A 25863-nucleotide genomic window follows, 5' to 3' on the forward strand; every position below is an offset into this window, starting at 1 on the left:
ATTATCCAAAGCTCAGGTTGGTGGTTAATTAATAAGGCGCAGCCAAGTGAGAGTTTCACCTGCGCCTAAGTATTAATTTTGGTGCTCGTATTGTCCGCGGTATACCTCAAACACTTTTAAAACAGTGTGCTGTTCTTTATTTAGATTATCAAACCAATCGTCAAATAGTTCGTCGTTATCTTGCTCACTTAACGCCATATAGTGTGCTAATAGCTCAATAATGTCGTTGTGTGTACAGTCTATTGGATTAATTTGCTCAGATAAGACTGTGTGATCGCGCTCTCTAAGGGTTTCCATCACCCCTTGGTCTATTTGTTCTTGTTGTGCTGCGTCGCTCATAGCTTACCTCTAAACCGTAAAAAATTTTTTTGTTAACACTTTTTATATAGTTATAACAGCCTAAAAACTAATAGCCAGTATTTTTGGTTTAAGTGGTTATTTTTTGAATTGTTTGCGCAATTAGCCAGCAAAAACCCATGTAAATGAGAGTAAAAATCATTTGCACAAACGTCGTAAACGCGATAATCTACAGTTATATTATCACATAACAACTTAAGGCGTATTATGAAACCTAATATCCATCCAGATTACAACGTGGTTGCTTTTCACGATACAGCTGCCGATAGCTACTTCATTATTGGCTCTACCATTAAAACAGACCGCACTATTGAGCTTGAAGGGAAAACGTATCCGTATGTGCCTATTGATGTGTCTAGCGACTCGCACCCATTTTATACTGGTAAGCAAAAAACAGTGGCTAGTGACGGACGTGTCGCGCAGTTTAACCGTCGCTTTAAAAACTTATCTACTGCCAAAAAAGGTGAGTAATGAAAGTATTAAGCTCGCTTAAAAGCGCTAAGCAACGACCAGGATGTCAAATAGTGAAGCGAAAAGGACGTGTTTTTGTTATATGTAAAGACAATCCACGTTTTAAAGCAGTACAAGGAATGAAGAAAAAGTAACACTAATTCCGTGAAGTATACGGGTAAACGATACATGTTTACCCGTATTTTTTATTTAACAACTACAGAAAACTCAGGTTGGGCCTGAATCACTTTTTTAACAGTACACGTATTAACCGCAGCAATAAGTGCTTTTTTATATTTTTGAGGAAAGCCATCTGGTAAATTAATTTCGATAGAAAATAATTTTTTACCTTCTTCATCTACGTTTTCATTATTTTGTGTAAGCGTCATCCCTTGTGTAGAGATATCGCGTTGCTCACAAAATTTACGTGCATAAAACCCAGCACATAGCACCATGCTTACTAAAAAGTAGTCAAACGGTTCTGGGTGTTCGGCACCGCCACCAGCATTAATACTTTGATCGCTTATTACTTCAAGGTCTCCAAATTTTGCACTTTGTTTTTGACCCTCTAACAATGACACCGAAATTTCCATTACTATTCCTTAATTAATCTGCACCCTAAATAAGAGCTTTACTAAATATTGAAAAATGAGCATTCAAACTCTTTAATCTACAGCTATACATTTTATTAAAACATCACAAATCTGCGCATCAATAATGCGCTACTACGAAAAAGTTAGCATATGTAGCGCTGAAATAACTGCTCGACATTAATTTACAAAAAAGCTGAGGTTAATTACCAAACAATAAGTCAAAAAAACCCGGAGGCTCGTGCAACTCATGATACTTCTTGCGTAAATCATCTATATTTTTAAGGGCTGGCTTTGCTGCATCAAGCCCGCGCTCATTCGCTAATTTTTTTGCCAACTTTGCTTGCGCAATAACTTTGTCTAGCCCTTGTAGCGACATCTGTGCTTCTTTATGAAAGGTCGCTTTTTTACTGGTTTCAACCAAAATAATAAACTTATCTATGGCGGTATTAAAGCCACCTATACCTACTGCTTGCACCGCATTTTTATAAGCAAGGCCTGTATTTTTCATATTAACTTCGAGATCAACTTCTTGCTCTGAAATGGCCGCAGTACTAAATACAAAAGTAAAAATTAAAACTAAAGACTTCATGGTAAAACCTATTTATAAAAAACAGTATAAGTGTATCAAGTTTACGTAATAAAGTAACTCAAGGTGCATAGGAAGCTAGATAACTGTAAAGGGGCTTTACAATAAACGAGTAAGTAACAAGTATTACCTTTATAAATGTAACTAAACAGTAAACACAAATAATACACCTTAAAAAAACGCCCCATAAAAGGGACAATAGAAATTAACACCGCCTAATGAAAACTCAAAAACATCAATACAAACACATGAATTACCTATATTAAATACAATTTAAAAACAGGGACAACAATTTCAATTAAAAGAACAATCTTATTTTAAAACAAGGGTTAAGCATATTTTTTTCATTTAATTAACACTGTATTTGGGCTTATTTTATTGTGATTTCAGCGAAAATTAGTTGTTCCCATATACATCCATGTTAATTGTTAATGTGCAATGTAAATAATAAATAAACAGCTCGTAGTAATTAATACACATTGCACAAGAGCTGTACCTAAAATCACAAGTAATCATCTAGGGAATTTCAATGAAAACGTTTAATATAGTCTCTCACAGTATTAAAGCTGCACTTTGTCTCTCAACTGCAGGTTTAGCATTTTCATCATTAGCGGCAGAAGAGGATGAAAAAAAATTAGAAAGAATAGAAGTAACAGGTTCTAAAATCAGCCGTGTAGGCGCAATAGCCCCTGCCCCTGTTACCGTTATCTCTGGCGAAGATCTTATTAACACCGGCGCAGTTAATATTGGTGAAGCCTTAAACAAATTACCAGCGTTAGGTAATACATACTCACTTGCAAACTCAGGCAGGTTCATTGGTACTGCCGGTTTAAATATTCTTGATTTACGTAATATGGGTACAGACCGTACCTTAGTACTTGTTAATGGTAAGCGCCATGTTTCAAGTTCTGCGGGCTCTCAATCAGTCGATACGAATACTATTCCAAGTGTATGGGTTGAGCGCGTTGAAATAGTTACCGGTGGTGCATCGGCCGTTTATGGTGCGGATGCCGTAACGGGCGTTGTTAACTTTATCTTAAAAGACAACATTGAAGGCTTAAACGTAAGTGTGACTAAAGGGGTTTCTGACCTAAGTGATTATAACAACGAAAAAGCCACTTTTTCATATGGTAAAAACTTTGATAATGGCCGCGGTAACGCAGCATTTGCAGTTGAATACTCTGGTCAAGACTCATTAAACGCACTTGATCACCCGTGGACAGACGGCTCTTACTCAAGTTTACGCAACCAAGCACAAACTGATGCTAATAAAGATGACCCAAACTTTCCTGATAAAATTTACACACCAAATGCAGGCTACTATGCAATTAATAACGCAGGCGTATTTAGCGTAGGTAACGGCTATGTAAATACGTTTAATCCAGATGGAACACAGCGTGATATTTATATTGGCGACAATGTTGATGGACTACTGTGTGCCGATTGTGACTCGTTTAACCTTGCACAATTTGATGAAATACAACCTGAATTTGAAAGATACAATGTTAATTTCAAAGTCAACTATGACGTAACAGAAGACTTAAATGCTTATTTTGAAGCAAAATACGTCAACAGTGAAGGTGAAAGCATTGGTCAACCAGCATTTTTCTTTGGCGATCCTAGAAATACAATCAGTATAGATAACCCATACTTAGATGACAGCGTCAGAACATTAATGGAAGAGGCTAATGATGGTGAAGGCGTCGACTCGATTAATGTTTTACGTATGATGACAGATTTAGGTCGTCGTATCGAAAATAACACCCGTGAAACCACGCGCTTTGTAGCGGGTTTAAAAGGAACAGTTTTAGAAGATTGGGATCTAGATGCTTCAGTGGTTCGTGGTAAAACCGAGCTTGAGCGTGTAAATGGCGCTAATATGATTTTAGATAACTATTCTTACGCGCTTGATGCAATTGAAGATGACGAAGGCAACATTGTATGTCGTAGTGAAGCTGCACGTGCTGACGGCTGTGTGCCTGTAAACATTATGGGTTTTGGCGCACCTAGCCAAGAAGCCATTGATTATATTAATACCGTATCAACCGGTACTTCTGAAATCACACAAACAGTGGTTTCAGCTTCACTGGCAAATGGTGCACTTTTTGAAGTACCGGCAGGTTATGTTGGTATGGCATTTGGTGTTGAATACCGTAAAGAAGAAAGTGAAACAATTGAACCTGATAACGCTGAGGGGACTTTCTTCAATGCTTTAGGTGAGGATAAGGGCGAATTTGATGTAAATGAAGTTTTTGCTGAGGCCACTATCCCTTTAGTCTCTGACCTTCCTTTTGTTCAAGATTTAGTACTGGATGCAGCTGTGCGTTACGCTGATTACAGCACCATTGGTGATGCAACAAGCTGGAAGCTTGGCTTAGATTGGACTGTTAATGACCAAGTACGCTTGCGATTTACACAGTCTGAAGCACTAAGAGCGCCTAATATTGGTGAAATTTTTGGCGCACCTAGCCAGACTTTCTATAACGTAGATGATCCTTGTTTAGCCGATAACTTAAATGATTTACAAAATAGCGACACTCGCCGTGCTAACTGTGCTGCGCTTGGTGTACCAGTTGGCTTTGAATCAGACTACGACTCACAAACACTTGAAGGCTTACAAAGTGGTAACCGTGATGTTAAAGGTGAAGAATCAACAAGTACAACCATAGGTTTAGTGTACCAGCCTGATTTCATTGAAAATGCAGTATTAACGGTAGATTACTGGAAAATAGAACTAGAAGATGCGATTTCTACAATTGCATCTCAAGAAATTCTGGATCGCTGTGTCGACAGCACTTCAGGTATTGAAAATCAATACTGTGATTTAATAACGCGTGATGCAAACAGTGAAATTACGCTAATTCAAAACTCAGTTCTAAACGTATCAGGCCAAGAAGCTTCTGGTATTGATTTTGAACTAGCTTATGACTTTGATGCCCTTGAGGGTAGCTTTGCAACCCGTTTAATTGGTACTTACTTAATTGAACGTAAAGAGTTCCCATTCCAAGATGAACCAGAAGAGTTCATTGAATATGCGGGTACAACTGGCGAAGCTGAGTGGCAAGCTAACATTAATATAGAGTATAGCTACGAGCGTTTCTACACCTCTTTAAGCACTCGCTATATTGAACAAGTGAGCTTATACACAGAACAAGAACTTGAAGACAACCCTAACCCTAGTAGCTTAATGAACTATGGCACTTATATTATTTCAGATATAACAGTAGGTTATAACTTTGATAATGGCATGGGTGTTAAATTAGGCGTAGATAACGTATTTAACAGAGAGCTTCCATACGGTACACGTGGTACAGGTAGTGGTAGTGCAAGTTACGATAATATTGGCCGTTTTGGCTATGTAAACTTATCATACGATTTTTAGTTTTTAACCCTCCCTAGAAAGGCCCTTAATTGGGCCTTTTTTATTTTTTTAGATGAAATTTACTCAATTTATTGTTTTTAGAAACATATAACTGTTTCATCATGTTACTTTTTCGGGGTCAACCGACACAAAGTAATTACATTAAAACACATTGGAGCTCGTTTTTAACTCATACGTTCAATTTACGAGCAAAGCATAGTTAAACCCCACGCCAACTTCAAAGCCATTAAAAGATCAAAAAACAAACCAATAAATCAACCAAACGTAAACACACCTGTAAAATAACAAAAAATGTAACACTACGCCCTTTTAACCCTCATTAATATTAACAAAACCCGAGCGATTTATTGTTGCGTTAATACTAACAAGCGGCAACTTTAGACAATTTAATAAAGAGTTAACTTACTGAAAAAGGGAAAATTACGACGCTTCTATTCATTGTTTCAGCATGCAATAATCGCCGGCCCTATAACAAAAGTTATAGGGCTTAGGCTAAATGCACTGTGTATTTAGCTAAAAGATAATGTATTTAATTATTATAAAATCTCCTTTGGGAAACACATGAAACGTCATAATTTACTTTCTACTAGCATTAAATGTGCATTGATTACTGCTGCTGCAACAGCGAGTAATTCTGTACTTGCACAAGATGAGCAAGCGACAAAAATTGAACGCGTTGAAGTAACGGGTTCGCGTATTTTACGTGAAGGCGCTATTGCACCGGCACCAGTAACAGTTATAAGCGGCGAGCAGCTAATTAATACTGGCGCTGTAAACATTGGTGAAGCGCTAAACAACTTACCAGCACTTGGCAATACATATTCAATGGCTAACTCAGGCCGCTTTATTGGTACAGCTGGTTTAAACATTCTTGATTTACGTAACATGGGTACCGACCGTACCTTAGTACTTGTAAACGGTAAACGCCACGTATCTAGCTCAGCGGGTTCTCAAGCTGTAGATACAAATACTATTCCGAGCGTCTGGGTTGAGCGAGTAGAAATTATTACTGGTGGTGCATCAGCTGTATACGGTGCTGATGCGGTTACAGGTGTTGTCAACTTTATATTAAAAGACAACATTGAAGGTATGGATTTTAGCGTTACCCGTGGTTTTGCCGATTTAAATAGCTACAATAACGAAAAAGCAACGTTCTCATACGGCTCTAATTTTGATAACGACCGTGGTAATGCCGCTTTTGCTATTGAGTACTCAGGCCAAGATTCATTAAATGCACTTGACCACCCTTGGACTAGCACATCTTTTAGCAGCTTACCTAACCAAGCCCAAACGGATGAGAACAAAAATAGTGCTGACTTTCCTGATGATATTTTAACACCTAATGCGGGTTATTTCGCCATCAATGATGCAGGTGTTTATGCACTTGAAGATCCAAGTAAATTTATTAATAGCTTTAACCCGGATAGCAGTGCTCGTGACTTATACATAGGCAATAACGCAGATCCATATTCATGTGCAGAATGTGACTTTTTTAACCTAGGCCAATTTGAAGAAATACAACCTGAGTTTGAGCGTTACAACGTAAACTTTAAAGTTAACTACGATGTTACCGACGATTTAAACGTCTACTTTGATGCAAAATACGTAAACAGCCAAGGCGAAAGCATAGGTCAACCTGCGTTTTTCTTTTTTGACAGCGACAACAGCATTAAAATTGATAACCCTTACCTAGACCCAGATATCAAAGCGCGAATGGAAGAGGAAGGCGTTGATTCAATCATGGTTAACCGCATGATGAGTGATCTTGGCCGCCGCGTTGAAAATAATACCCGTGAAACAACGCGTTTTGTTACAGGATTAAAAGGGACTGTGTTTGAAGACTGGGAATTAGATACATCAGTTGTGTATGGTCAAACTGACTTAGAGCGCGAAAATGGCGCTAATATGATTTTAGCCAACTACTTTAATGCCCTTGATGCCGTTGAAGATGCAGATGGCAACATCGTATGTCGCAGCGCTGCAGCACAAGCTGATGGCTGTGTACCGGTTAACATTATGGGTTTTGGCGCACCATCTCAACAAGCGATTGATTACATAAATACGGTATCTGTAGGTACGTCAACTATTAAGCAAACCGTGGTTTCTGGTTCACTTGCCAATGGCGCTATATTTGAATTACCAGCAGGTTATGTAGGTGTTGCATTTGGTGCTGAATACCGTAAAGAAGAAAGCGAAACAAAAGAGCCAGATAACGCAGAAGGTACATTTTTTAACGCTTTAGGCGAAGATAAAGGCTCGTTTAATGTGCGTGAAGTATTTTTTGAAGCAACTATGCCTATTTTAACTGACTTACCGCTTATTCAAGATTTAGTATTTGATACCGCAGTACGTCATGCTGATTACAGCACAATTGGCGAAGCAACTAGCTGGAAACTAGGCCTTGATTGGACTGTTAACGATGAACTACGTGTGCGTGTAACGCAATCTGCAGCACTTCGTGCGCCTAACATAAGTGAAGTATTTGGTGCAGCAAGCCAAACTTTCTACAATGTAGAAGACCCGTGCCGCGCTGAAAACATAGCTAATTTATCAAATGCAGCAACACGCACTGCAAACTGTGCTGCATTAGGTGTTGCAAGTGACTTTAACTCAGGTTACGACTCAGCCTCTTTAGATGGCTTAACAAGCGGTAACCGTGATGTTAAAGGTGAAGAGTCAACAAGCACAACCGTAGGTATTGTTTATCAACCAGAGTTTTTAGAAAACGCTGTGCTTACTATAGATTACTGGGAAATTGATCTAGAAAATGCAATTGACACAATCGACGCGCAAGAAATTCTTGACCGCTGTGTTGATAGCACGACAGGTATAGACAATCAGTACTGTAATTTAATTACACGTAATGCCAGTGGTGAAATTTCGCTGATTCAAAACTCAGTGCTTAACGTAGCTGGTCAAAAGGCGTCTGGTGTTGATTTTGAACTAGGCTATGACTTTGATGCGCTAGAAGGTAGCTTTAAAACACGTTTAATTGGTACTTACTTAATTGAACGTAAAGATTACCCGTTCCAAGATGATCCTAGTTCATATATTGAGTACGCAGGTACAACTGGCGAAGCGAAATGGCAAACTAACCTATCGGTTAGCTATGCAATGGATAACTTTTATTCAACGGTTGAAACACGCTTTATCAGCGAAGTTGATTTATACACAAATGTAGAGCTTGCGAGTAACTCGAACCCAAGTAACCAAATGTCTTACGGTAAATACTTTATTACTGATATGACTGTGGGTTACAACTTCGATAGCGGCTTAGGCGTTAAAGTAGGTGTTGATAACCTATTTAATCGTAAACTTCCGTATGGTACACGCGGGACAGGCGAAAACAGCGCAAGTTACGATAACATTGGCCGCTTTGGCTACATTAACTTAAGCTACAGCTTATAATTAGTAACAACGTTTATTAATTAAGTTAAAGGCTCGCACTGCGAGCCTTTTTATACCAATGCGCTTAATTAAGTGAGCTATTTTGCAAATTGGTATTACTGCACTTTATTTAATATTACTTAACCATACACTTTGATATGGCTCTAGCTCTATAGTGAGTTGATCCTCGGTAATTGTTTCATTAGCCACTAAATCAAACCACTGCTGGGTGTTAATTAAATTTAAATCTGCAAGAGTAAGTACTTGTGGTTTATCACTTATGTTATAAACGCAAAATATACTTTGGCGCCTGTCTATACTTTGCCGCCAAAACCCAAATAATCCCCCCGCTAAGTGCAGCGTAAATTGCGTGGCATTAGGATGAAATGCACTTTGTTTTTTTCGAATACCTAATAAATGCTTAATACCATTAAACACTTTGTGATGATGGCTATATTTATCACCTAAAGCCGATAATAGTTTTGACTCTTGCCAACGATGACGGTTAATTGCACGGTTATGCTGTGAGTTTTCAAAGCGTTCGTAATCGTTCGTTGTGCCAAGCAAACTATGAATATAAAGCCCAGGGATCCCTTCAAGCGCAAACATAATGGCGTGTGCACACATAAATCGCTCAAGGCCAAACTTATCTTGCCCATTGTGCGTGCCTTGTAATGCATCAAAAAGTGCAATATTTAGCTCATACGGTGTGTGCGTACCATCGTTACTGGTGCGCATTGATACACGCCCACCAAATTGCATAGACGTACTCACCAATGACGCCACTTCGCTTGGTTGTAACAAGCCTTCTATTGGCCTAAGTCCAATGCCATCGTGCGAGGCAATAAAGTTAAAGTATGTGGTGCCGTTTTGCGCAGGCGGCATACTCATCATCCAATGCTTAATGGCTGTGCTATCTCCACTGAGTAATGTATGCAGTAATAAAGGCGGTAAAGCAAAGTTATAAATACTGTGGGCTTCGTTGGCGTTACCAAAGTAAGAGAGATTTTCTTGGTTTGGTATGTTTGTTTCGGTAATTATGACAACGCTTGGCTCAGTATGCTCTATTAGGGTGCGAATAAGCCTAACTGCTTCATGCGTTTGCGGTAAATTAATGCAATTTGTATTGAGCTGCTTCCATAAAAATGCAACCGCATCTAGCCTAAACAAGCGTACGCCGTTATCTAAATAATGGCGAATAATACTTATAAACTCTTTTAGAACTTCCGGGTTACCAAAATCAAAATCAACTTGGTCGTGGCTAAACGTACACCATACATGTTTTTCGCCGCTAGGTGTGGTTACCGTATTTAATAGCGGTGACGTACGCGGGCGTACTACATTAGATAAATCATCGGTTAAACTTGCCGTTTTAAAGTAATCTTTGCCGGGGTCCAAATCGTTTAAAAAGTTTTCAAACCATACACTTCGGCTAGAGCAGTGATTAATCACTAAATCTGCCATTAGCTTTACATCTTTGGCAATATTTCTTATATCTTGCCAATCACCTAGCGATTCATTTACTTGCACGTAGTTCATTACCGCGAAGCCTTCATCAGAGCTATACGGGTAAAATGGCAATATATGCAAAGCATTAAGCTGCATATCGCACTGCTCTTTTATAAACCGGTGCAAGGTTTTAAGCGGTGCTTCTACCGGTTTTGCAACAGCTTGATCTCCCTCATCGTGCTTAATAATAGAGTCGCCATAGGCTATTAATATAATATCTTGCTCGTCCCAACGGTTAGTATGGGGTGTGGGGTCGCGCAGCGGGCTGTCGCCTAAAATTATAGTAATAAGCTGCTCAGCCAGCTCTGTAATACTTAAGGGCAGTTCAACATCTTTATAAATAATATGTAGATGTTGCTCTACCCGCTGTAAAAATAATTCACTTACTGTATTCACACGCGCCCCTTATTATTGTTTTATTTATTCACTAAATTCTTTATTATCAAGATCAACCGCTTCTCTTAAGCGCTCAAAAACATCTGGCATGGCCGATACAACACGGTTCCAACTTGGCACAAATGGCGCTTCCATTGGGTTATCTAAAAAGTGCTGACCTGCTTCCATAACATTTTTGGCAAACATTTCTACGGCCTTTTCCTCTTGGTGCACATCTAAGGTTAAACCATTCATCAGTGCATCGTTATGATACGTTTCTATAAAGTCTAAACCAATACGGTAGTAAGTTGCTTTTAAAGAACGAATTGTTTCGCTGGTAAAAGTAACCCCTTGAGTGGCTAATTTTCTAAATAGTGCCTTGGTTATGTCTATCGACATTTTAGATAAACCGGCGTTTTGGTCATCAAGAGAAAGTTCCTGGTGCTTATGATCGTAGTTATCAGCAATATCCACTTGGCACAAACGGTTATGTGAATAGTTACGGTACATTTCACTGAGTACGCCAATTTCAAGACCCCAATCACTCGGGATACGAATATCGTTTAGCACATCACGTCTAAACGAAAACTCCCCTGCTAACGGGTATCTAAAGGTATCCATATATTCTAGGTAGTCGGTATTGCCTAAAATAGTTTTGAACGAGCGTAATAACGGCGTTACTAATAACCGCGATACTCGGCCATTAATTTTGCCGTTTGCAGTACGTGGGTAAAAGCCTTTACAGAATTCATAATTAAAACGAGGGTGCGCTACTGGGTAAATTAAGCGCGCTAACAAACCTCTGTCGTAAGTTAAAATATCGCAGTCGTGCAGGGCTATCGACTCTACCTCTGAGGTGGCTAATTTATAACCCATGCAATACCACACGTTTCTGCCTTTACCAAGTTCACGCGGTGCAACGCCTAGCTCTTGTAATTCTTTATCAAGCGCTTGCAAGCGTGGGCCATCGTTCCAAAGCACTTTGTGGTTTTGGTTAAGCTCTTTAAAAAAGCCTAAAGCATGGCGGTATTGTGACTCGTCTGCCCTGTCTAAACCTATGGTAATTTGCGATAAATAAGGAACCTCTCTGAGTTCTTTTACAATGTTTTGCAGCGCTGGGCCTTCAAGCTCACTAAACAACGAAGGGAGTATTAACCCCATTGGCCGTTGCTTACTAAAACTAATTAGCTCTTCTTCAAGCGCTTCTACCGGTCTGTCGGCTATATTATGTAAGGTTGTGATGATGCCATTTTGATAAAAATCAGCCATGTGATTTTCGCTCCTCAATAGTATTTAAAATGCTGCTAATACAAGGCAATGTGGTTATTTCTTCAATCCAACCCAGTGGAGCGGGCGATTGCGAATAACGCGCCTTGTTATGTGTTAACTTAACCGGCTTTTTACTGCTTGGGTTATGTATGATAATGGCGATATCAGCTTGCTCTAGCATCTGCTTATCGTTGTCACTATCACCTAGTGCAATTACCGTGAGAGGCTTTCTAAAATGTTGTGAAATTTGTTTAACTAACCACTGCTGTGCAGCGCTTTTATCGGTGTTTTTAGCAATATGTATAAACCGCCCGCCTATTTTTATTTCGTAGCCGAGTGCTTTAACATCGTTTACAAACGCATTTAGTAATTCATCGCTTCCGTGCCAATAAAGTGGGTCTGAAAAATCGCGTGTTTGAGCGCGCCTTGCATGCGCTTCATCAAGCCCGGTGAGGGATGAAATTTGCTCGCTCGACAAATCACTAAATAACTTATAATGCGATTTATATTCGCTGCTTAAGGAGTCTAAATCACTAAGTAAGTTAGATAAGGGTGATGCAAATGCATAACACCAATACGCCCCTACTTGTGTGCAGCCAATGGGTTTAAGCTCAAAATAATCTACGGGTAAATAAGCAGCCGCACCATTTTCAACAATAAAAGGCTGTTGAATATTAAGCTCGTTTTTAAGTTCAACCACTTCGCAAAATGTTTTGCTCGTATTAAACACCACAGGAATGTGGGCTGCTTGTAAGTCTTGCAGCAAGCTACTAATATTTTTAGTGTTGTAATCGGCGTGATCGAGTAACGTGCCATCTAAGTCGGTAAATATAATAGGTTGCAGCGTATCGTCGCTGGTTAAGTGCATAGCACTAATATCGCGATTACTATCAAGCTCTATAAGGGCGTTAGCTTTAGCGCTTAGGGTATTTAAGTTTTCGCGAGTAATACGCTCAAAATGAGAAATAAAGTGCACCAGTTGCTCATCATTCATGGTGCCATCGCCCTCGCCTTTAGCGGCAATAAGCTTTTGCTCTTGCTCTTGTCGCCACTTAAATACATCTTCAAAGCTCGGCGCTTTAAGCATCACCGTGTAATCTATTTTACTAAACACACTTTTGTATTCATTTGCTAGGCAACTGTTTACACAACGACGCCACACGCCTTCTTTATCGTGCTGTGTTTCTAACTCGTTTATAGGCTCACTTAAAGAAAATAACGGTTGTGGCTCACTGCCTACGCACCAGCCTTCTAAAATAATAATATCAATGGGTTTATTGTTACATTGCCATGTTTGCTCGGGGCTGCAATCGTCGTGATGCTTGTCAAATTTAGGCAACGGCACGCCAACCTCTTTTGCAAGTAACCGGCTTATGGTTGTATTCATTAGCCCTACATCGTGGGTGCCAGGCACACCGCGGGTGGCAAATAATGGGTGTACGTCTTTGGCAAGTCCTTGGCGGTGCGCTTTAGATAAGTAAAAATCATCAATAGAAAGCGCGACACTGGTAAACAGCGTGTTGTTACTAAACCAAGTAACTAAAAAATCTGCGAGGGTGGTTTTTCCTGAACCTTGGCATCCATTTATGGCGACAAAAATAGGGGTGTTATTTTTTTTTGATTCTAGAATATCGTGTGCAAGCGGGATAAAAAATTGCTCACTAAGGTACTGATACTTTAAAGGCAATTGGTGCTTTGCTAAAAATGGGGTTATATCCACAATACTGGCCTCTGACATAGTAACTCCTTATATTATGAAGTAACAAATGCAGGTACTAGACCACTATTATTTTTATTTAATTATTAGTAACTTACAAAAATAGCGCAATTAGTATGCGCTATTTTGGTGCGTAAATTTTACATACAGTGCAAAATTAATCAGTTTCTGGTTCAGCTTTTGGCAATACCAAGTTAAGCACAATACCTAAAATGGCGCACAAGCTAACCCCTTCTAAGCTAAATTGGCTACCACCTATGTGCATACCGCCAATACCGCATACTAATATAAGTGCCACAATACTTAAATTACGGGGTGCAGTTAAGTCATCACCAGATTTAACCAACGTATTTAAACCCACTACTGCAATTGAGCCAAACAATAAAATCATTATGCCGCCCATCACAGGTACAGGAATAGTTTGTAAACCAGCGCCCATTTTTGCCACAAAGGCCAGTACCACAGCAATAATGGCAGTCCACATCATTACTTTAGGGTTAAAGTTTTTGGTAAGCATCACTGCGCCAGTTACTTCAGAGTAAGTAGTGTTTGGCGGCCCACCAAATAAAGAGGCAGCGGCAGTCGCTAAGCCATCACCAAATAAGGTGCGATGTAAGCCTGGTTTTTTTAAAAAGTCTTTATTGGTTACTTGGCTAATAGCCATCATATCGCCAATATGCTCAATAGCAGGTGCAATGGCAACAGGCACCATAAAGAGAATGGCTTGCCACTTAAATTCGGGCCATGTGAAGTTTGGTACAGCCAACCAGCTGGCTTCATTTACGCTACCAAATTCAACCACACCCATTACCAGTGATAAAACATAACCCGATATAACACCGGCTAATATAGGGATCAGCTTATATACACCTTTGCCCCACACAGCAAAAATAAGTGTTACAACAAGAGAAAACAGCGAAATAATAATGGCTTTATCGTAAGCAATAAGTTCAATACTGCCGTCGCCACTTTTACCCATTGCCATATTTACCGCAACCGGTGCAAGGGCTAAACCAATCACCATAATAACGGGGCCTACGACCACAGGCGGCAAAATTTTATGAAGTGTTGCCACCCCTTTAAATTTAACCAATAGCGCTAACAGCATATAAGCACAGCCCGCAGCCATTAAACCACCCATAGTGGCTGGTACGCCCCACATTTGTACTGAGGCAATAATAGGCGCAATAAACGCAAATGATGACGCTAAAAATATAGGCACCTTGCCTTTCGTCACTGCCTGAAATAATAAAGTACCTATACCCGCTGTAAACAAAGCGACACTTGGGTCAAGCCCCGTTAATAAAGGCACTAACACTAACGCACCAAATGCTACAAACAACATTTGGGCGCCGGTTAAAATGGTTTTTATAGAAAATGTAGAATTATTTTGCACTGTTAAACCTTAGTAAACCGTACCGAAAATTTTGTCACCTGCATCGCCAAGCCCTGGGATAATGTAACCCTTTTCATTTAAATGGCTATCAACTGAGGCAGTAAAAATCTCAATATCAGGGTGAGCGGCTAATGTTTTTTCAACGCCCTCAGGTGCAGCAACCAGTACAATTACTTTAATGTCTTTACAGCCTGCTTTTTTAAGCATATCGATTGTAGCAATCATAGAGCCGCCAGTTGCAAGCATTGGGTCTATAACTAAGCTTAAACGCTCATCAATATTGCCTACTAACTTTTCAAAGTAAGGCACTGGCTCAAGCGTTTCTTCGTTACGCTCAAGGCCCACTACACTTACCTTAGCCGCTGGGAGTAATGACATTACGCCATCCATCATGCCAAGGCCTGCACGTAAAATAGGCACAACAGTAATTTTTTTGCCTTTAATGTGCTCTACTTTTAATTTGTTGCCGTCCCAGCCAGTAATTTCGTTATCTTCTAACTGTAGGTTTTTAGTTGCTTCGTAGGTTAATAAGGTACCTACCTCAGAGCATAATTCACGAAAGCTTTTAGTACTTATACCGTGAGCGCGCATTAAGCCTAATTTGTGTTGAACTAGAGGGTGTGAAATTACGTGAATTGACATGATAAAAACCTACTGATACAAGAATTGGCGGTATTTTATATTAAAAAAGGTCATTTGACCTGCAATTTTAAATAAGTTTTCATAGATCGTGCCAAAATGTATTGATTTGCTTGATATTTATGCAAGCAATACGCTAATTTATGTTTATAAATTGTTATCTGATAACGTTAAATTTACTTGCGCCATCATGTAGCTATTTATTTTAAAATGAGTTGGGCTCCAACCCGCTAAAAAACGATAAAAATCGGCCCAAGCTAATGGCCATAATGCATGCCACTTCGCAATCACGTCATCGGCATTTATTTGCGGTTGATACACTAAAAGCGCATTTTTTAATTGGCTAAAGTAGTAACGTAAATACTCATCGGCGCAGGTATGTAATTGCTCGTCGCTTAAGCAGCTGGTCATAAAATACATTACATCGCAAATCCCTACCCCAGCCCCTACATACTGAAAGTCATAAGCGAGTATTTCACTTTGCTCATTTGCAGCAAAGTTGGCGAGCTTAGCATCGCCATGTATCAAGGTTTTGTAGTGTGATCCTTGCAGTGTTTTATCAATTTCATGAGCCGCATTTTTAATATCGGACTTTTCGTCAGCGCTTTGTTTTAACTTATTAAACTCATCTGGGCGCGTGCTTAAATGCCAGTAATTGCCTTGCTGCCATAAGCCCTTTGCTGGCTTATTTAAATTAAAGGCATGAAAAGATGCTAACCAGTTTAGTATTGCCTTTATATGCTGGGAGCTTGCTTGAGCAAAACCATATTGAGTAAAGTTTTTAAATACTAACGCATAATCATCACCATCATTAATTGCATTAATACAGGTAATACTTTTAGCGCTTGTCGGTAAGTACGCGCTGTATAACCTATAAAAATTATATTCAACTTTATAAGACTGCTGCTTTCTCTTTAATGCAAATTCGCTTTGCTTAATTTTTGGATGGTTTATGTGGCGTGGTATTTTAATCGCTTTGATAACACATGGCTCGGCATCAAGCGTGCACTCGACAATACAGCCACACCCGCTCCAAAGCGATGTGAGCGTATTACCAATTTCAATGTGTTTAAAATGAGGCTGTAAAAGAGGAAGATAAAATGCCATTGCTATATTAAGTCATTAAGTTTTTTATAGTTTAACATTAGAAGGTATTTTTAATAAAACGATAGCATCCATAAGCCCCTTGCTTAGTGTGACACCCATCTAATTTCTACATAGTAAATTACATAAAGTTAATACTTTTTTAGCTTGACACCCATCTTAATTTCTACAAAGTGAATTAGCCAGATTCAAAGCCTTTCTTAAAGTGACACCCACCTTAATTTCTACAAAGTGAATTACAAAAGGTTAAAGTTAACTAGTGAATTTATGTTTTTTAACTGTCCAAAAATAATTTGAGTTTTAAAATAGAAGTATTGCTAAATAAAGCTCAAATGGCAGCCACAAAAATTCCTACATTATGTAGTTGGAGTGCTCAAAAGTGATTAGGCTCTAAGCGAATAACTTTGCGCAGTTACTTATATTCGCTCGCCGCTTTCGGTTTAAGTTTTCGCAATACCCGTCTTGTGAGGCTGGCCTGCCCACTGCACCATGAAATACGCGTGTAAATTGTGTGGTGAGTTTTAACCAGTTTTCTGATGATATATTAAGCCTTTCTAGCAAAGGAAGGGTCATATTATCTATATGCCCGTGCTTACCCTCTCGCATTACTCGCCCTGTTAGCTCAACGAGTTCAAGGTACGATTTAAGCTCAAACGGCAGCCCTTTGGGCATAATTTGACGTGGCATACCTGCAAAGCGAAGTAGTTGTTTTGGCTGCTTGCCTTCTTTTGCAAATATTAAGCGTACTTGAGCGCTGGTATGGTCTGACTCTTCTGGCGTGTTAGCCATCTTGGCTCTAATGGGGTTTAAATCTACATAGGCCATACTCGCTGCAAGTGCTGCTTCATCAAGGAGTGCTTGCGATTTGAATCTCCCCTCCCAAAACCTTCCTGTGCAGTTATCTTCTATATTTGCTCTACGCGCTATATTTTCATTTAATAGGCGCATAAACCAGCTGATACTTGCTAAACGTTCTCGGTATTGTTTTACCGTTTGATTGAAAAAGATGAGTTCAACTTTACTTAGCTTCTCGCCTTGTATGTATTTTTGCGTTAACAATGTGCCTTTACAGAGTTTATGCCAGCGAATAACAATCGCTTTATCATTCAGCCTATTTGCTTTTTTATCATCTACATACAGTACTAAATGGGTATGATTGCTCATTACGGCATAAGCGCACACATCAATACAAAATACCTTAGCTAATTCACCCAGCTTATCTTCAACCCATCCTCGTCGATGCTCGTAAGATTGACCAGTGAAACGGTCTTCGCCACATAAAAATGCACGACGAACACACCGTGAAATACAGTGATAGTATTTTGTATCAACCAAACTTACTTGTCGCTTTCTTGCAATTGCCATAAGACACTCTGCCTGTTTTTTGCACTAAATAAAAGCTAGCCTCTAATTGCGTTAAGTGCAAAATTTAGGATGGGTGTCTTGTTTATTCTTTTTTAAGTGCAAAATTTAGGATGGGTGTCTTGTTTATTCTTTCAAAATTTAGGATGGGTGTCTTGTTTATTCCAGCGTACTTGAGCGCTGGTATGGTCTGACTCTTCTGGCGTGTTAGCCATTTTAGCTCTAATGGGGTTTAAATCTACATAGGCCATACAGGCTGCAATTGCGGCTTCATCAAGTAAAGCTTGCGATTTGAATCTACCTTCCCAGAATCTACCTGTGCAGTTATCTTCTTTATTTGCTCTTCGCGCTATATCTTCATTTAACAGGCGCATAAACCAGCTGATACTTGCTAAACGTTCTCGGTATTGTTTTACCGTTTGATTGAAAAAGATGAGTTCAACTTTACTTAGCTTCTCGCCTTGTATGTATTTTTGCGTTAACAATGTGCCTTTACAGAGTTTATGCCAGCGAATAACAATCGCTTTATCATTCAGCCTATTTGCTTTTTTATCATCTACATACAGTACTAAATGGGTGTGATTGTTCATTACGGCATAAGCGCACACATCAATACAAAATACCTTAGCTAATTCACCCAGCTTATCTTCAACCCATCCTCGTCGATGCTCGTAAGATTGACCAGTGAAACGGTCTTCGCCACATAAAAATGCACGACGAACACACCGTGAAATACAGTGATAGTATTTTGTATCAACCAAACTTACTTGTCGCTTTCTTGCAATTGCCATAAGACACTCTGCTTGTTTTTTACACTAAATAAAAGCTAGCCTCTAATTGCGTTAAGTGCAAAATTTAAGATGGGTGTCTTGTTTATTTTGTTGTTTATTTTGCTAAATGGGTATGATTGCTCATTACGACATAAGCGCACACATCAATACAAAATACCTTAGCTAATTCACCCAGCTTATCTTCAACCCATCCTCGTCGATGCTCGTAAGATTGACCAGTGAAACGGTCTTCGCCACATAAAAATGCACGACGAACACACCGTGAAATACAGTGATAGTATTTTGTATCAACCAAACTTACTTGTCGCTTTCTTGCAATTGCCATAAGACACTCTGCCTGTTTTTTGCACTAAATAAAAGCTAGCCTCTAATTGCGTTAAGTGCAAAATTAAGGTGGGTGTCTTGTTTATTTTGTTTCTAAATAAAAGCTAGCCTCTAATTGCGTTAAGTGCAAAATTAAGGTGGGTGTCTTGTTTATTTTGTTTCTGTTAGAGAAGATAGCTGATTTTTAACACCTTTTATCTGATCTGGAATAGAAGACACATAACTATTTGTTTTATATATAGAGTCAACAGCTTTGTCTATTTGCCCTTCCTTATATAATGTAAAGAACTCACTAATTTCGGTTTTGTATTCATTAGCCAGCAAATTCCCTGAAAAAAAACTAATAAACAATATCTATACATATTTCATTTAATACTCCATTTAAAGCTAACGCCGCCATAAAAGGCGAGCAACTTGTTGCGAGTCCAGCGCGTGAAACGCGCGATTTTTGATGGCCTTGTTATAGCCTACACCCACCGGTGAATACCCCAGCACGAAATTGCAACACTAACCGTGAAATAACCAAAATACAAAAAGGCTAATAGCTGGCTGGATGACGCAAGACAAAGAACGCCAGCAATACCTAAAGCCAAAAGCACAACGTTTAATAAAGTGAAGGCCTTCATTTTTTGCAACACAACAACTAGAGGCAACGCAAATAACGTTGTAAGTACATATGCGATCATGATCCCTATTACGCTATAGAAATTAAAAACCTGTTTCCAATCCGTAATTGCTGACTCTTCTGGGAAAAGTAAATGACTAACCAACCCCATAATTAGTATTGCAGGTATGATTGCCAAAGGACCTACCAACACCGAAATTACGTTTTTTCTAGTTGTATCACTGAATGTTTTCATGAGCTATAACTTTAAGCTAAGGGGCGCAGATACGTGGGGCATAATGGCGAAGCCGCCCCGCGTATAGGCGTCCCAGCGACCGAAGGGAGTGAGCTTTAGCGTTTTGTTATATGCTCTTAACACCGATAACTTCGCCCGACATTAGAACAGCAACGAAATTTTTTGAACCATACATTTTGTTGCCGTCTAGAAGAGAATCGTACTCTACAACGTAATACCAATACTCTTCTTTAGAAAAGCCAGCTAAACAATGGTACTTAACTAACTCAACACTTCTTATTTCAATACCATCGAACTTAGGCAAGTTGTTTACAGCCCAATCTTGCACTAAAGAATATGCTTTGTAGGTAGCTAATGGTGGTGAAGTCATTTCTTTAGGTGACCACGCTCCAGCTTTTTCAATCTTGCTTCCAGGAACGATAAGACCATACTTTTCACCGCCATGAGTTGCAGTAGTTCTGGGAGTATGATCTTCACAAAACTCAGTATTCGCTTGCGCAAATAACGGTAGTAAAATTAATAGAGGAAATATAAATTTCATCGCAATCCTTCCATGAGCATATAACGCCCTAATAATGGGCAAAAATTGTTTGCTAAAATGTTGAGGAACGAAAACAGCAAACTGTTTTTTGTCCTTATTAATTAGCTTGTTATAAGTCACTTTACACTAACTAGTTCAGCGTCATCAAACCCAACGGTTACATTAGGAACATGATTCAAAATAGTTGACGAATTAGATGAAAGTAGCCCTTTTATAATATTCACTACATCGGTTTGTACACTTTCCCAGTTAACACTATGCGAGCATGGTAAATCAATGTACTTTGTTGTTGGAACGAAGTCCTCGTTACAAGCCCAATCGTCATCTTCAGGATCATATTCGTTTGAGCCTACAAGGTAAGCTTGAAAGCCATTTTCAGATTGGAATAAACCGATATTTATGGCAATTACATCAGGGCGATCTTTTATTTGCTTAATCCATGCTTCAATTTCAGATTTCACAACGATTCCTTCGTGACTTATAACGCTTTGCTTTGGGGCCGTAGTGAAGCGCAGCGCAACGGAGGTCCCAGCCGCGTAGCGGCGACAACAGCAACTTGTTATGAGCTTTTGTTAATACCACAACAAATTATCCTTATAGTTCGCTGGAGGTTTTCCATCAGTAGTTAACCCTAAGTAGTAATAAAAACTCACCGTTTTACTGCCAATGTCGGCGGAACCAACAAAATACCAATGATCTGTATAAGACACTAAACCGAAGTGCGAGCGATGAGAAGCCTCTGAAACTTTAATCTCAGCCCCCTTTAGAAGGGACGCAACATCCATCCCGCGAGGACAGGATTTGAAACCATGGTTTTGATATAGCTCGTTAACGGGTAAGCCTTTAGTAAACATTGCATTATTATCAACAGCGCAAATGAAAACGTCCTTTTCTAAATTCTTTATGCCTATATCACCTTCAAATTGAGAACTATCTGAAACATTATTTATGGTTGTGCAACCAACCAAGAGAATTATCAGGCTACAAATTAGTAAGTTATTCATATGGCTCATAACAATTTTGTCTACGACATTTGTCGTTTTATAAACCGACAAATGTCCATATATTACAATGCATTTATCTTAACCATCAAATAAACGCCTGTAAACAATTAGTTAACTGAAAATTATTTTTAATCAGTGCGAAAATACACCGAAATGGTGGAGATCAGTAATATTGGACAAAACAATATACACTGTCTGTATATACAGTTAAATTTTGCTAGAGATTCATATCATGAAATCACCTTTTTTAACTATGATAGCCGAACAAATGTATCTAAAGCATTATGCTAAAAGTACCATCAAAGCGTATTTATACTGGATAGCTTCGTTTATTCGTTTTAACTCTATGAGGCACCCAACAACGATGGGAGATAATGAGGTCGAACTTTTTTTAAATCATTTAGTCAACCAACAAAATGTTGCTCCTAATACTCAAACACAAGCCTTAAATGCGTTGAGCTTTTTATTTAAAGTATGGAAAATAAACTAAACAGCTACTCTAATTGAACAAGCAAAACGACCATCAAATGAGCCACCATTACCCCTGTCTCTATATTACACACATAAAAAAGCCCCGCTTGCTTTTAAACAAACGAGGCTCCACACTAATTTTTTTAATCAAAAATAAAAGCGCCGATACAGCGGGCGCTTTGCATCATTGAATTTTATTGATTAACTACACTTTTAAGTGGGTTAACTGGTTGTGCGTTGTCATCTAATAAGTTCATGTCAAAGTCGAACTCATCAACGCGAATCGCTTTTTCACGCTTTTTGTTGTAATCAATTAGTTGCGCATGTTCATCCGCAGTAATTACATTTGCCGCTAATGCGTTATCTAGCGTAATGGCAAAACGTGTACCTGGTTTAATCGTTTTAGCGCGCAGCGCTTTTTTAACTTTAGCCAGCTCAACAAGTGATGCCATTTTAGCTTTATAAGCTTGCTCGTTAATGTGATGACCGTCACCTTCTACAGGCTTAACTAAATGCGTAATTTGCGCTTTAAATGCGGTATCAAGCTGTGCTTGTTTTGCTAATTCACGAATTAAGTCGTCGCTAATTTTTGGCATTTTAGTTGAGTAGTTCATTGTTACAAAACGAATAAACTTACGAGTACCACTTGCAGGGAAGTTATCTAAAAACTTATGCAGTGCTTCTTCAGCGCTTTGCAATGCAAAACGTGTCGCGTAGTGGAAGTACGGCGCTGCTTGCTCGCGCTCGCTGCTTGCTACTTTTTGCTCGTAATACTTAATTGATGCCATTGCCGCGTATAAAAAGCTCATTACATCGCCTAAACGTGCTGATAGCATTTCAGCCTGCTTTAACTTACCGCCAAGTACGAGTAACGAGAAGTCGGCATACACCGCTAATTTTGCAGACAGTTTATGTACGGCTTTTTCGTATTCACGTACTTCTGGTAATGCAGAGTTTGCACTTGCAGTAAATGGTAAAACACCTAAACGGAACGCTCGTAAACTATTTGCTGTGCTGTAACCAATTGTTTTACGCAAAATGCCGTTAAACTCTTTATCTGCACCTTTATCTTCACTATGGATTGATTCAACCATAGATTGTAAATAAGGGTGACAACGCATAACACCTTGACCAAAAATCATCAGGTTACGTGTAAGAATGTTCGCGCCTTCTACTGTAATTGCAATAGGCTGTGCTACGTAACCGCTTGCAAGGGTATTTTGTGGGCCATTTTGAATCGCTTTACCCGCTTGAATATCCATTGCAGAATCTAATACGTCGCGGCCAAGCTCGGTCATGTGGTATTTAGCTATTGCTGTAACAACCGATGGTTTTAAGCCCATGCCTAGGCCTTCAGTTGTCAGCACGCGCATTGCTTCTTGAAGGTATGTTTTACCTGCAATGTCTGCTAGTTTTTCTTGAATACCTTCAAATTGACCAATTGCTAAACCAAACTGCTCACGCACTGCTGCGTATTCAGATGCTGACTTAAACGCCACTTGTGATGTACTTACACCTAGTGCAGGTAATGAAATACCACGCCCTGCGCCTAAACAGCTAACCAACATTTGCCAACCACGACCGATGTTTTTCTGGCCGCCAATAATAAAGTCCATTGGTACAAATACTTTGTTACCACGTGTAGTACCGTTATAAAAACGAATACCCATTGGGTCATGGCGGTTGCCAAGCTCTACACCTGGGTGATCTTTAGGAATAAGCGCACAGGTAATACCTAAGTTTTCTTTGCCGCCTAGTAAACCTTCTGGATCCACTACTTTAAATGCTAAACCAAGTACCGTAGCGATTGGTGCTAGTGTGATGTAACGCTTATCCCATGTGATCTCGAGGCCAAGTACTTCTTCGCCGTTGTACATGCCTTTGGTGACAGTACCAATATCTGGAATGCCACCTGCATCAGAGCCTGCCTCTGGGCTTGTTAATGCAAAACATGGAATGTCTCTGCCGTTTGCTAAACGCGGTAAGTAATGCGCTTGCTGCTCTTGTGTACCAAAGTGCAGTAATAACTCACCTGGGCCTAAAGAGTTAGGAACCATAACAGTTACCGCTACTGCAGAGCTTTTTGTCGCAATGGTTGCCACAATAGTTGAGTTTGCATAAGGGCTAAACTCTAAACCGCCAAACGATTTAGGAATGATAAGCGAGAAGAAACGCTCTTTTTTCAAAAATTCTAATATGTCATCTGGTAAGTGAATACCGTTTTGAATAACTGAATCGTCAATCATGCCTAGTAGCTCTTGTACTGGGCCATCTAAGAATGCTTGCTCGTCTGCACTTAGCGTGGCAGCCGGCACATCGCGTAGTGCGCTAAAATCTGGCTTACCTTGATAGATAGACCCTTCTAGCCACACATCACCCGCGTCTAGCGCTTCTTGTTCAGTGATTGAAATACTTGGTAATACTTTTTTTAATTTTGTACGTAAACTCATGATTGAACTCATCCGACCAGATAAATAATACCTACATTACGTCATAAAAATCAGTTTAGATCAATTACTCTATTCAATTAATTAACAGTTTTTTCAATTTATTTTCTTTACGGTGACGTAAACTGTTGAAACTAAAAGGCTTACACTTGTGCGCTGAAATACCTCTATTTGGCAACAATTAAGCCCCATACTCATAAAAAGCTATTTTTTAGGCATAAAAAAACGCAGCCACTTGGGCTGCGTTTTTAAAATAAGGTGGGCAACGTTAACTACTTATTTGCACAACGTGTTTGCCTGTAAAGCCACCCGCAATTTGGTTATTTAAGGCAGCACTGACTGAGTCAGCAGTAAAGTCAACCGCAGTGATTGCCGGTGTTTTAATATCGCCCGATAGCGCGCCTTCAAGCAATAAATTGCCCATAAAACTTAAGCGCTGCTGTGCACATAAACTATTGGCAAGCCACGCACCACCAATAGACACCACACTAATATTAGGCGCTCGGTGGTACATTAAATCTTGATCAAAATGAGGCAGCGAGTTTAAACACGCGATACGCCCGCAAAAACGCATTAATTCAATATTTCTAAGCGTTGATTCACCGCCCATAGTATCAATTACCGCATCAAACCCTTGCGGGCCAAGCTCGCGGCGAATTTTGTCGCGTAACTTTTTGTCGTTATAATCAAATACCACATCGGCACCTAGCTGCTTTACCAGTTTGTGATTACGCTTTGAAGCGGTGGTAAATACATCGGCACCGCGTTGTTTAGCATATTGAATGGCAAACTGCCCTACCGCACCAGAGCCACCTTCGATTAGGATTTGGTCGCCCTCCGTAATGGCAATTTTATCTAAGCTAATAAGGGCGGCCATACCAGCGCACGGTAACGTAGCAGCCTTTGCAGGGCACAGCCCATCGGGCACAACCGATACAGCAAAGTTAGGCACGGTGGTGTATTCACTCAGTACCCCTTGCTTACCTATATTGGCATGCCACATTACTCGTTCGCCAACCCCAGGAAACACACCTTTGTTAGCTTTAACTACCACACCAACGGCGTCTAGGCCTAAAATATGAGGGTATTGCCACTTACAAAAGCCCGTTTTAGCAAAATAGGCATCAGCAGGATTAAGGCCTACATACTCAAGCTTTACCAACAGTTCGTTGTCGGCGCACTCGGGTATATCAACCTCAATATCTTGCAAGCGTATTTGCTCATCTGGTTGTGATAAAACAATAGCGCGCATTGTTTGTAAGGAGCTGCCTTGATGTGATAATTCAGTATTGCTCATTC

20 protein-coding genes and 3 pseudogenes are annotated in these 25863 nt (G+C 39.6%); 5 read left to right on the plus strand and 18 right to left on the minus strand.

The genetic code is table 11. The annotated features are described in order from the left end of the window. Nucleotides 1-72 precede the first annotated feature (72 nt). Complete coding sequence (locus tag EJ103_RS17300; protein ID WP_004586487.1) at nt 73-339, minus strand: hypothetical protein; 267 nt, start codon at nt 337-339, stop codon at nt 73-75. 225 nt (nt 340-564) lie between these two features. On the opposite strand from EJ103_RS17300, the gene EJ103_RS17305 reads away from it, so the two are divergent. Continuing rightward, nucleotides 565-828: a type B 50S ribosomal protein L31 gene (locus EJ103_RS17305; protein WP_004586488.1), complete on the plus strand. Its 264-nt coding sequence runs from the start codon at nt 565-567 to the stop codon at nt 826-828. After that, complete coding sequence (ykgO, locus tag EJ103_RS17310) at nt 828-962, plus strand: type B 50S ribosomal protein L36 (protein WP_004586489.1); 135 nt, start codon at nt 828-830, stop codon at nt 960-962. The genes EJ103_RS17305 and ykgO overlap by 1 nt, the downstream gene beginning before the upstream one ends. Nucleotides 963-1013: 51 nt before the next feature. Here ykgO and EJ103_RS17315 read toward each other — a convergent pair whose 3' ends face one another. Further along, complete coding sequence (locus EJ103_RS17315) at nt 1014-1400, minus strand: OsmC family protein (protein WP_004586490.1); 387 nt, start codon at nt 1398-1400, stop codon at nt 1014-1016. Nucleotides 1401-1599: 199 nt separating this feature from the next. Beyond that, the gene (locus EJ103_RS17320; RefSeq protein WP_126008971.1) at nt 1600-1989 is read right to left on the minus strand and encodes a cytochrome b562; all 390 of its coding nucleotides are present in this window, start codon (nt 1987-1989) and stop codon (nt 1600-1602) included. A 526-nt stretch (nt 1990-2515) separates the two neighbouring features. Between EJ103_RS17320 and EJ103_RS17325 the strand changes: the two genes are divergently transcribed. Both EJ103_RS17325 and EJ103_RS17330 read left to right on the plus strand, forming a co-directional pair. Then, nucleotides 2516-5368 carry a TonB-dependent receptor gene (locus EJ103_RS17325; protein ID WP_121638469.1) on the plus strand — a complete coding sequence of 951 codons (2853 nt, stop codon included), beginning with the start codon at nt 2516-2518 and terminating at the stop codon, nt 5366-5368. 561 nt (nt 5369-5929) lie between these two features. After that, entirely contained in the window at nt 5930-8776 is a 2847-nt protein-coding gene (locus EJ103_RS17330; protein ID WP_126008973.1) for a TonB-dependent receptor, read from the plus strand. Nucleotides 8777-8881: 105 nt separating this feature from the next. Here EJ103_RS17330 and EJ103_RS17335 read toward each other — a convergent pair whose 3' ends face one another. From EJ103_RS17335 to EJ103_RS17395, 13 genes and pseudogenes are all read right to left on the minus strand, one after another. Then, on the minus strand, nt 8882-10660 hold the full coding sequence (locus EJ103_RS17335; protein ID WP_126008974.1) for a sugar phosphorylase: 1779 nt from the start codon (nt 10658-10660) through the stop codon (nt 8882-8884). Between the two features lie 24 nt (nt 10661-10684). Next, on the minus strand, nt 10685-11908 hold the full coding sequence (locus EJ103_RS17340) for a hypothetical protein (RefSeq protein ID WP_029771978.1): 1224 nt from the start codon (nt 11906-11908) through the stop codon (nt 10685-10687). Beyond that, the gene (locus tag EJ103_RS17345; protein ID WP_126008976.1) at nt 11901-13646 is read right to left on the minus strand and encodes an HAD-IIB family hydrolase; all 1746 of its coding nucleotides are present in this window, start codon (nt 13644-13646) and stop codon (nt 11901-11903) included. Before EJ103_RS17345 ends, EJ103_RS17340 begins: the two co-directional genes overlap by 8 nt. A gap of 136 nt (nt 13647-13782) precedes the next feature. After that, nucleotides 13783-15021, minus strand: coding sequence for a uracil-xanthine permease family protein (locus EJ103_RS17350; RefSeq protein ID WP_126008978.1), 1239 nt, complete (start codon nt 15019-15021; stop codon nt 13783-13785). A gap of 9 nt (nt 15022-15030) precedes the next feature. Then, a complete protein-coding gene (gene upp, locus EJ103_RS17355) occupies nt 15031-15663 on the minus strand; it encodes a uracil phosphoribosyltransferase (RefSeq protein WP_004586497.1) in 633 nt (210 codons plus the stop codon). Nucleotides 15664-15807: 144 nt separating this feature from the next. Then, nucleotides 15808-16767, minus strand: coding sequence for a phosphotransferase (locus EJ103_RS17360; protein WP_126008980.1), 960 nt, complete (start codon nt 16765-16767; stop codon nt 15808-15810). Nucleotides 16768-17154: 387 nt separating this feature from the next. Next, nucleotides 17155-18129: a transposase gene (locus tag EJ103_RS17365; protein ID WP_126008981.1), complete on the minus strand. Its 975-nt coding sequence runs from the start codon at nt 18127-18129 to the stop codon at nt 17155-17157. Nucleotides 18130-18305: 176 nt separating this feature from the next. Then, nucleotides 18306-18917, minus strand: a pseudogene (locus tag EJ103_RS17370) (transposase); the annotation flags it as partial. A 103-nt stretch (nt 18918-19020) separates the two neighbouring features. Continuing rightward, nucleotides 19021-19242 (minus strand): annotated as a pseudogene (locus EJ103_RS17375) (transposase); the annotation flags it as partial. A 466-nt stretch (nt 19243-19708) separates the two neighbouring features. Then, a complete protein-coding gene (locus EJ103_RS17380; RefSeq protein WP_126008984.1) occupies nt 19709-20101 on the minus strand; it encodes a hypothetical protein in 393 nt (130 codons plus the stop codon). A gap of 106 nt (nt 20102-20207) precedes the next feature. Next, a complete protein-coding gene (locus EJ103_RS17385; protein ID WP_164521647.1) occupies nt 20208-20642 on the minus strand; it encodes a hypothetical protein in 435 nt (144 codons plus the stop codon). Between the two features lie 116 nt (nt 20643-20758). Beyond that, nucleotides 20759-21103, minus strand: a complete 345-nt coding sequence (locus tag EJ103_RS17390; protein ID WP_126008988.1) for a hypothetical protein — start codon at nt 21101-21103, stop codon at nt 20759-20761. A 111-nt stretch (nt 21104-21214) separates the two neighbouring features. After that, nucleotides 21215-21646 (minus strand): hypothetical protein, encoded by a 432-nt coding sequence (locus EJ103_RS17395; protein ID WP_126008990.1) that lies wholly within the window; start codon nt 21644-21646, stop codon nt 21215-21217. Nucleotides 21647-21878: 232 nt separating this feature from the next. Here EJ103_RS17395 and EJ103_RS17400 point away from each other — a divergent pair. Beyond that, nucleotides 21879-22118, plus strand: a pseudogene (locus EJ103_RS17400) (phage integrase N-terminal SAM-like domain-containing protein); the annotation flags it as partial. Nucleotides 22119-22311: 193 nt separating this feature from the next. Here the strand turns inward: EJ103_RS17400 and EJ103_RS17405 are convergent. Together EJ103_RS17405 and EJ103_RS17410 are read right to left on the minus strand one after the other, a co-directional pair. Then, nucleotides 22312-24567, minus strand: a complete 2256-nt coding sequence (locus EJ103_RS17405) for an acyl-CoA dehydrogenase (protein ID WP_004588700.1) — start codon at nt 24565-24567, stop codon at nt 22312-22314. A 265-nt stretch (nt 24568-24832) separates the two neighbouring features. Then, complete coding sequence (locus EJ103_RS17410; protein WP_126008992.1) at nt 24833-25861, minus strand: zinc-binding dehydrogenase; 1029 nt, start codon at nt 25859-25861, stop codon at nt 24833-24835. Between the last annotated feature and the right edge of the window lie 2 nt (nt 25862-25863).

The sequence above is a fragment of the Pseudoalteromonas sp. Xi13 genome (genome assembly GCF_003952205.1).
Classification (GTDB): Bacteria; Pseudomonadota; Gammaproteobacteria; order Enterobacterales; family Alteromonadaceae; genus Pseudoalteromonas; species Pseudoalteromonas atlantica.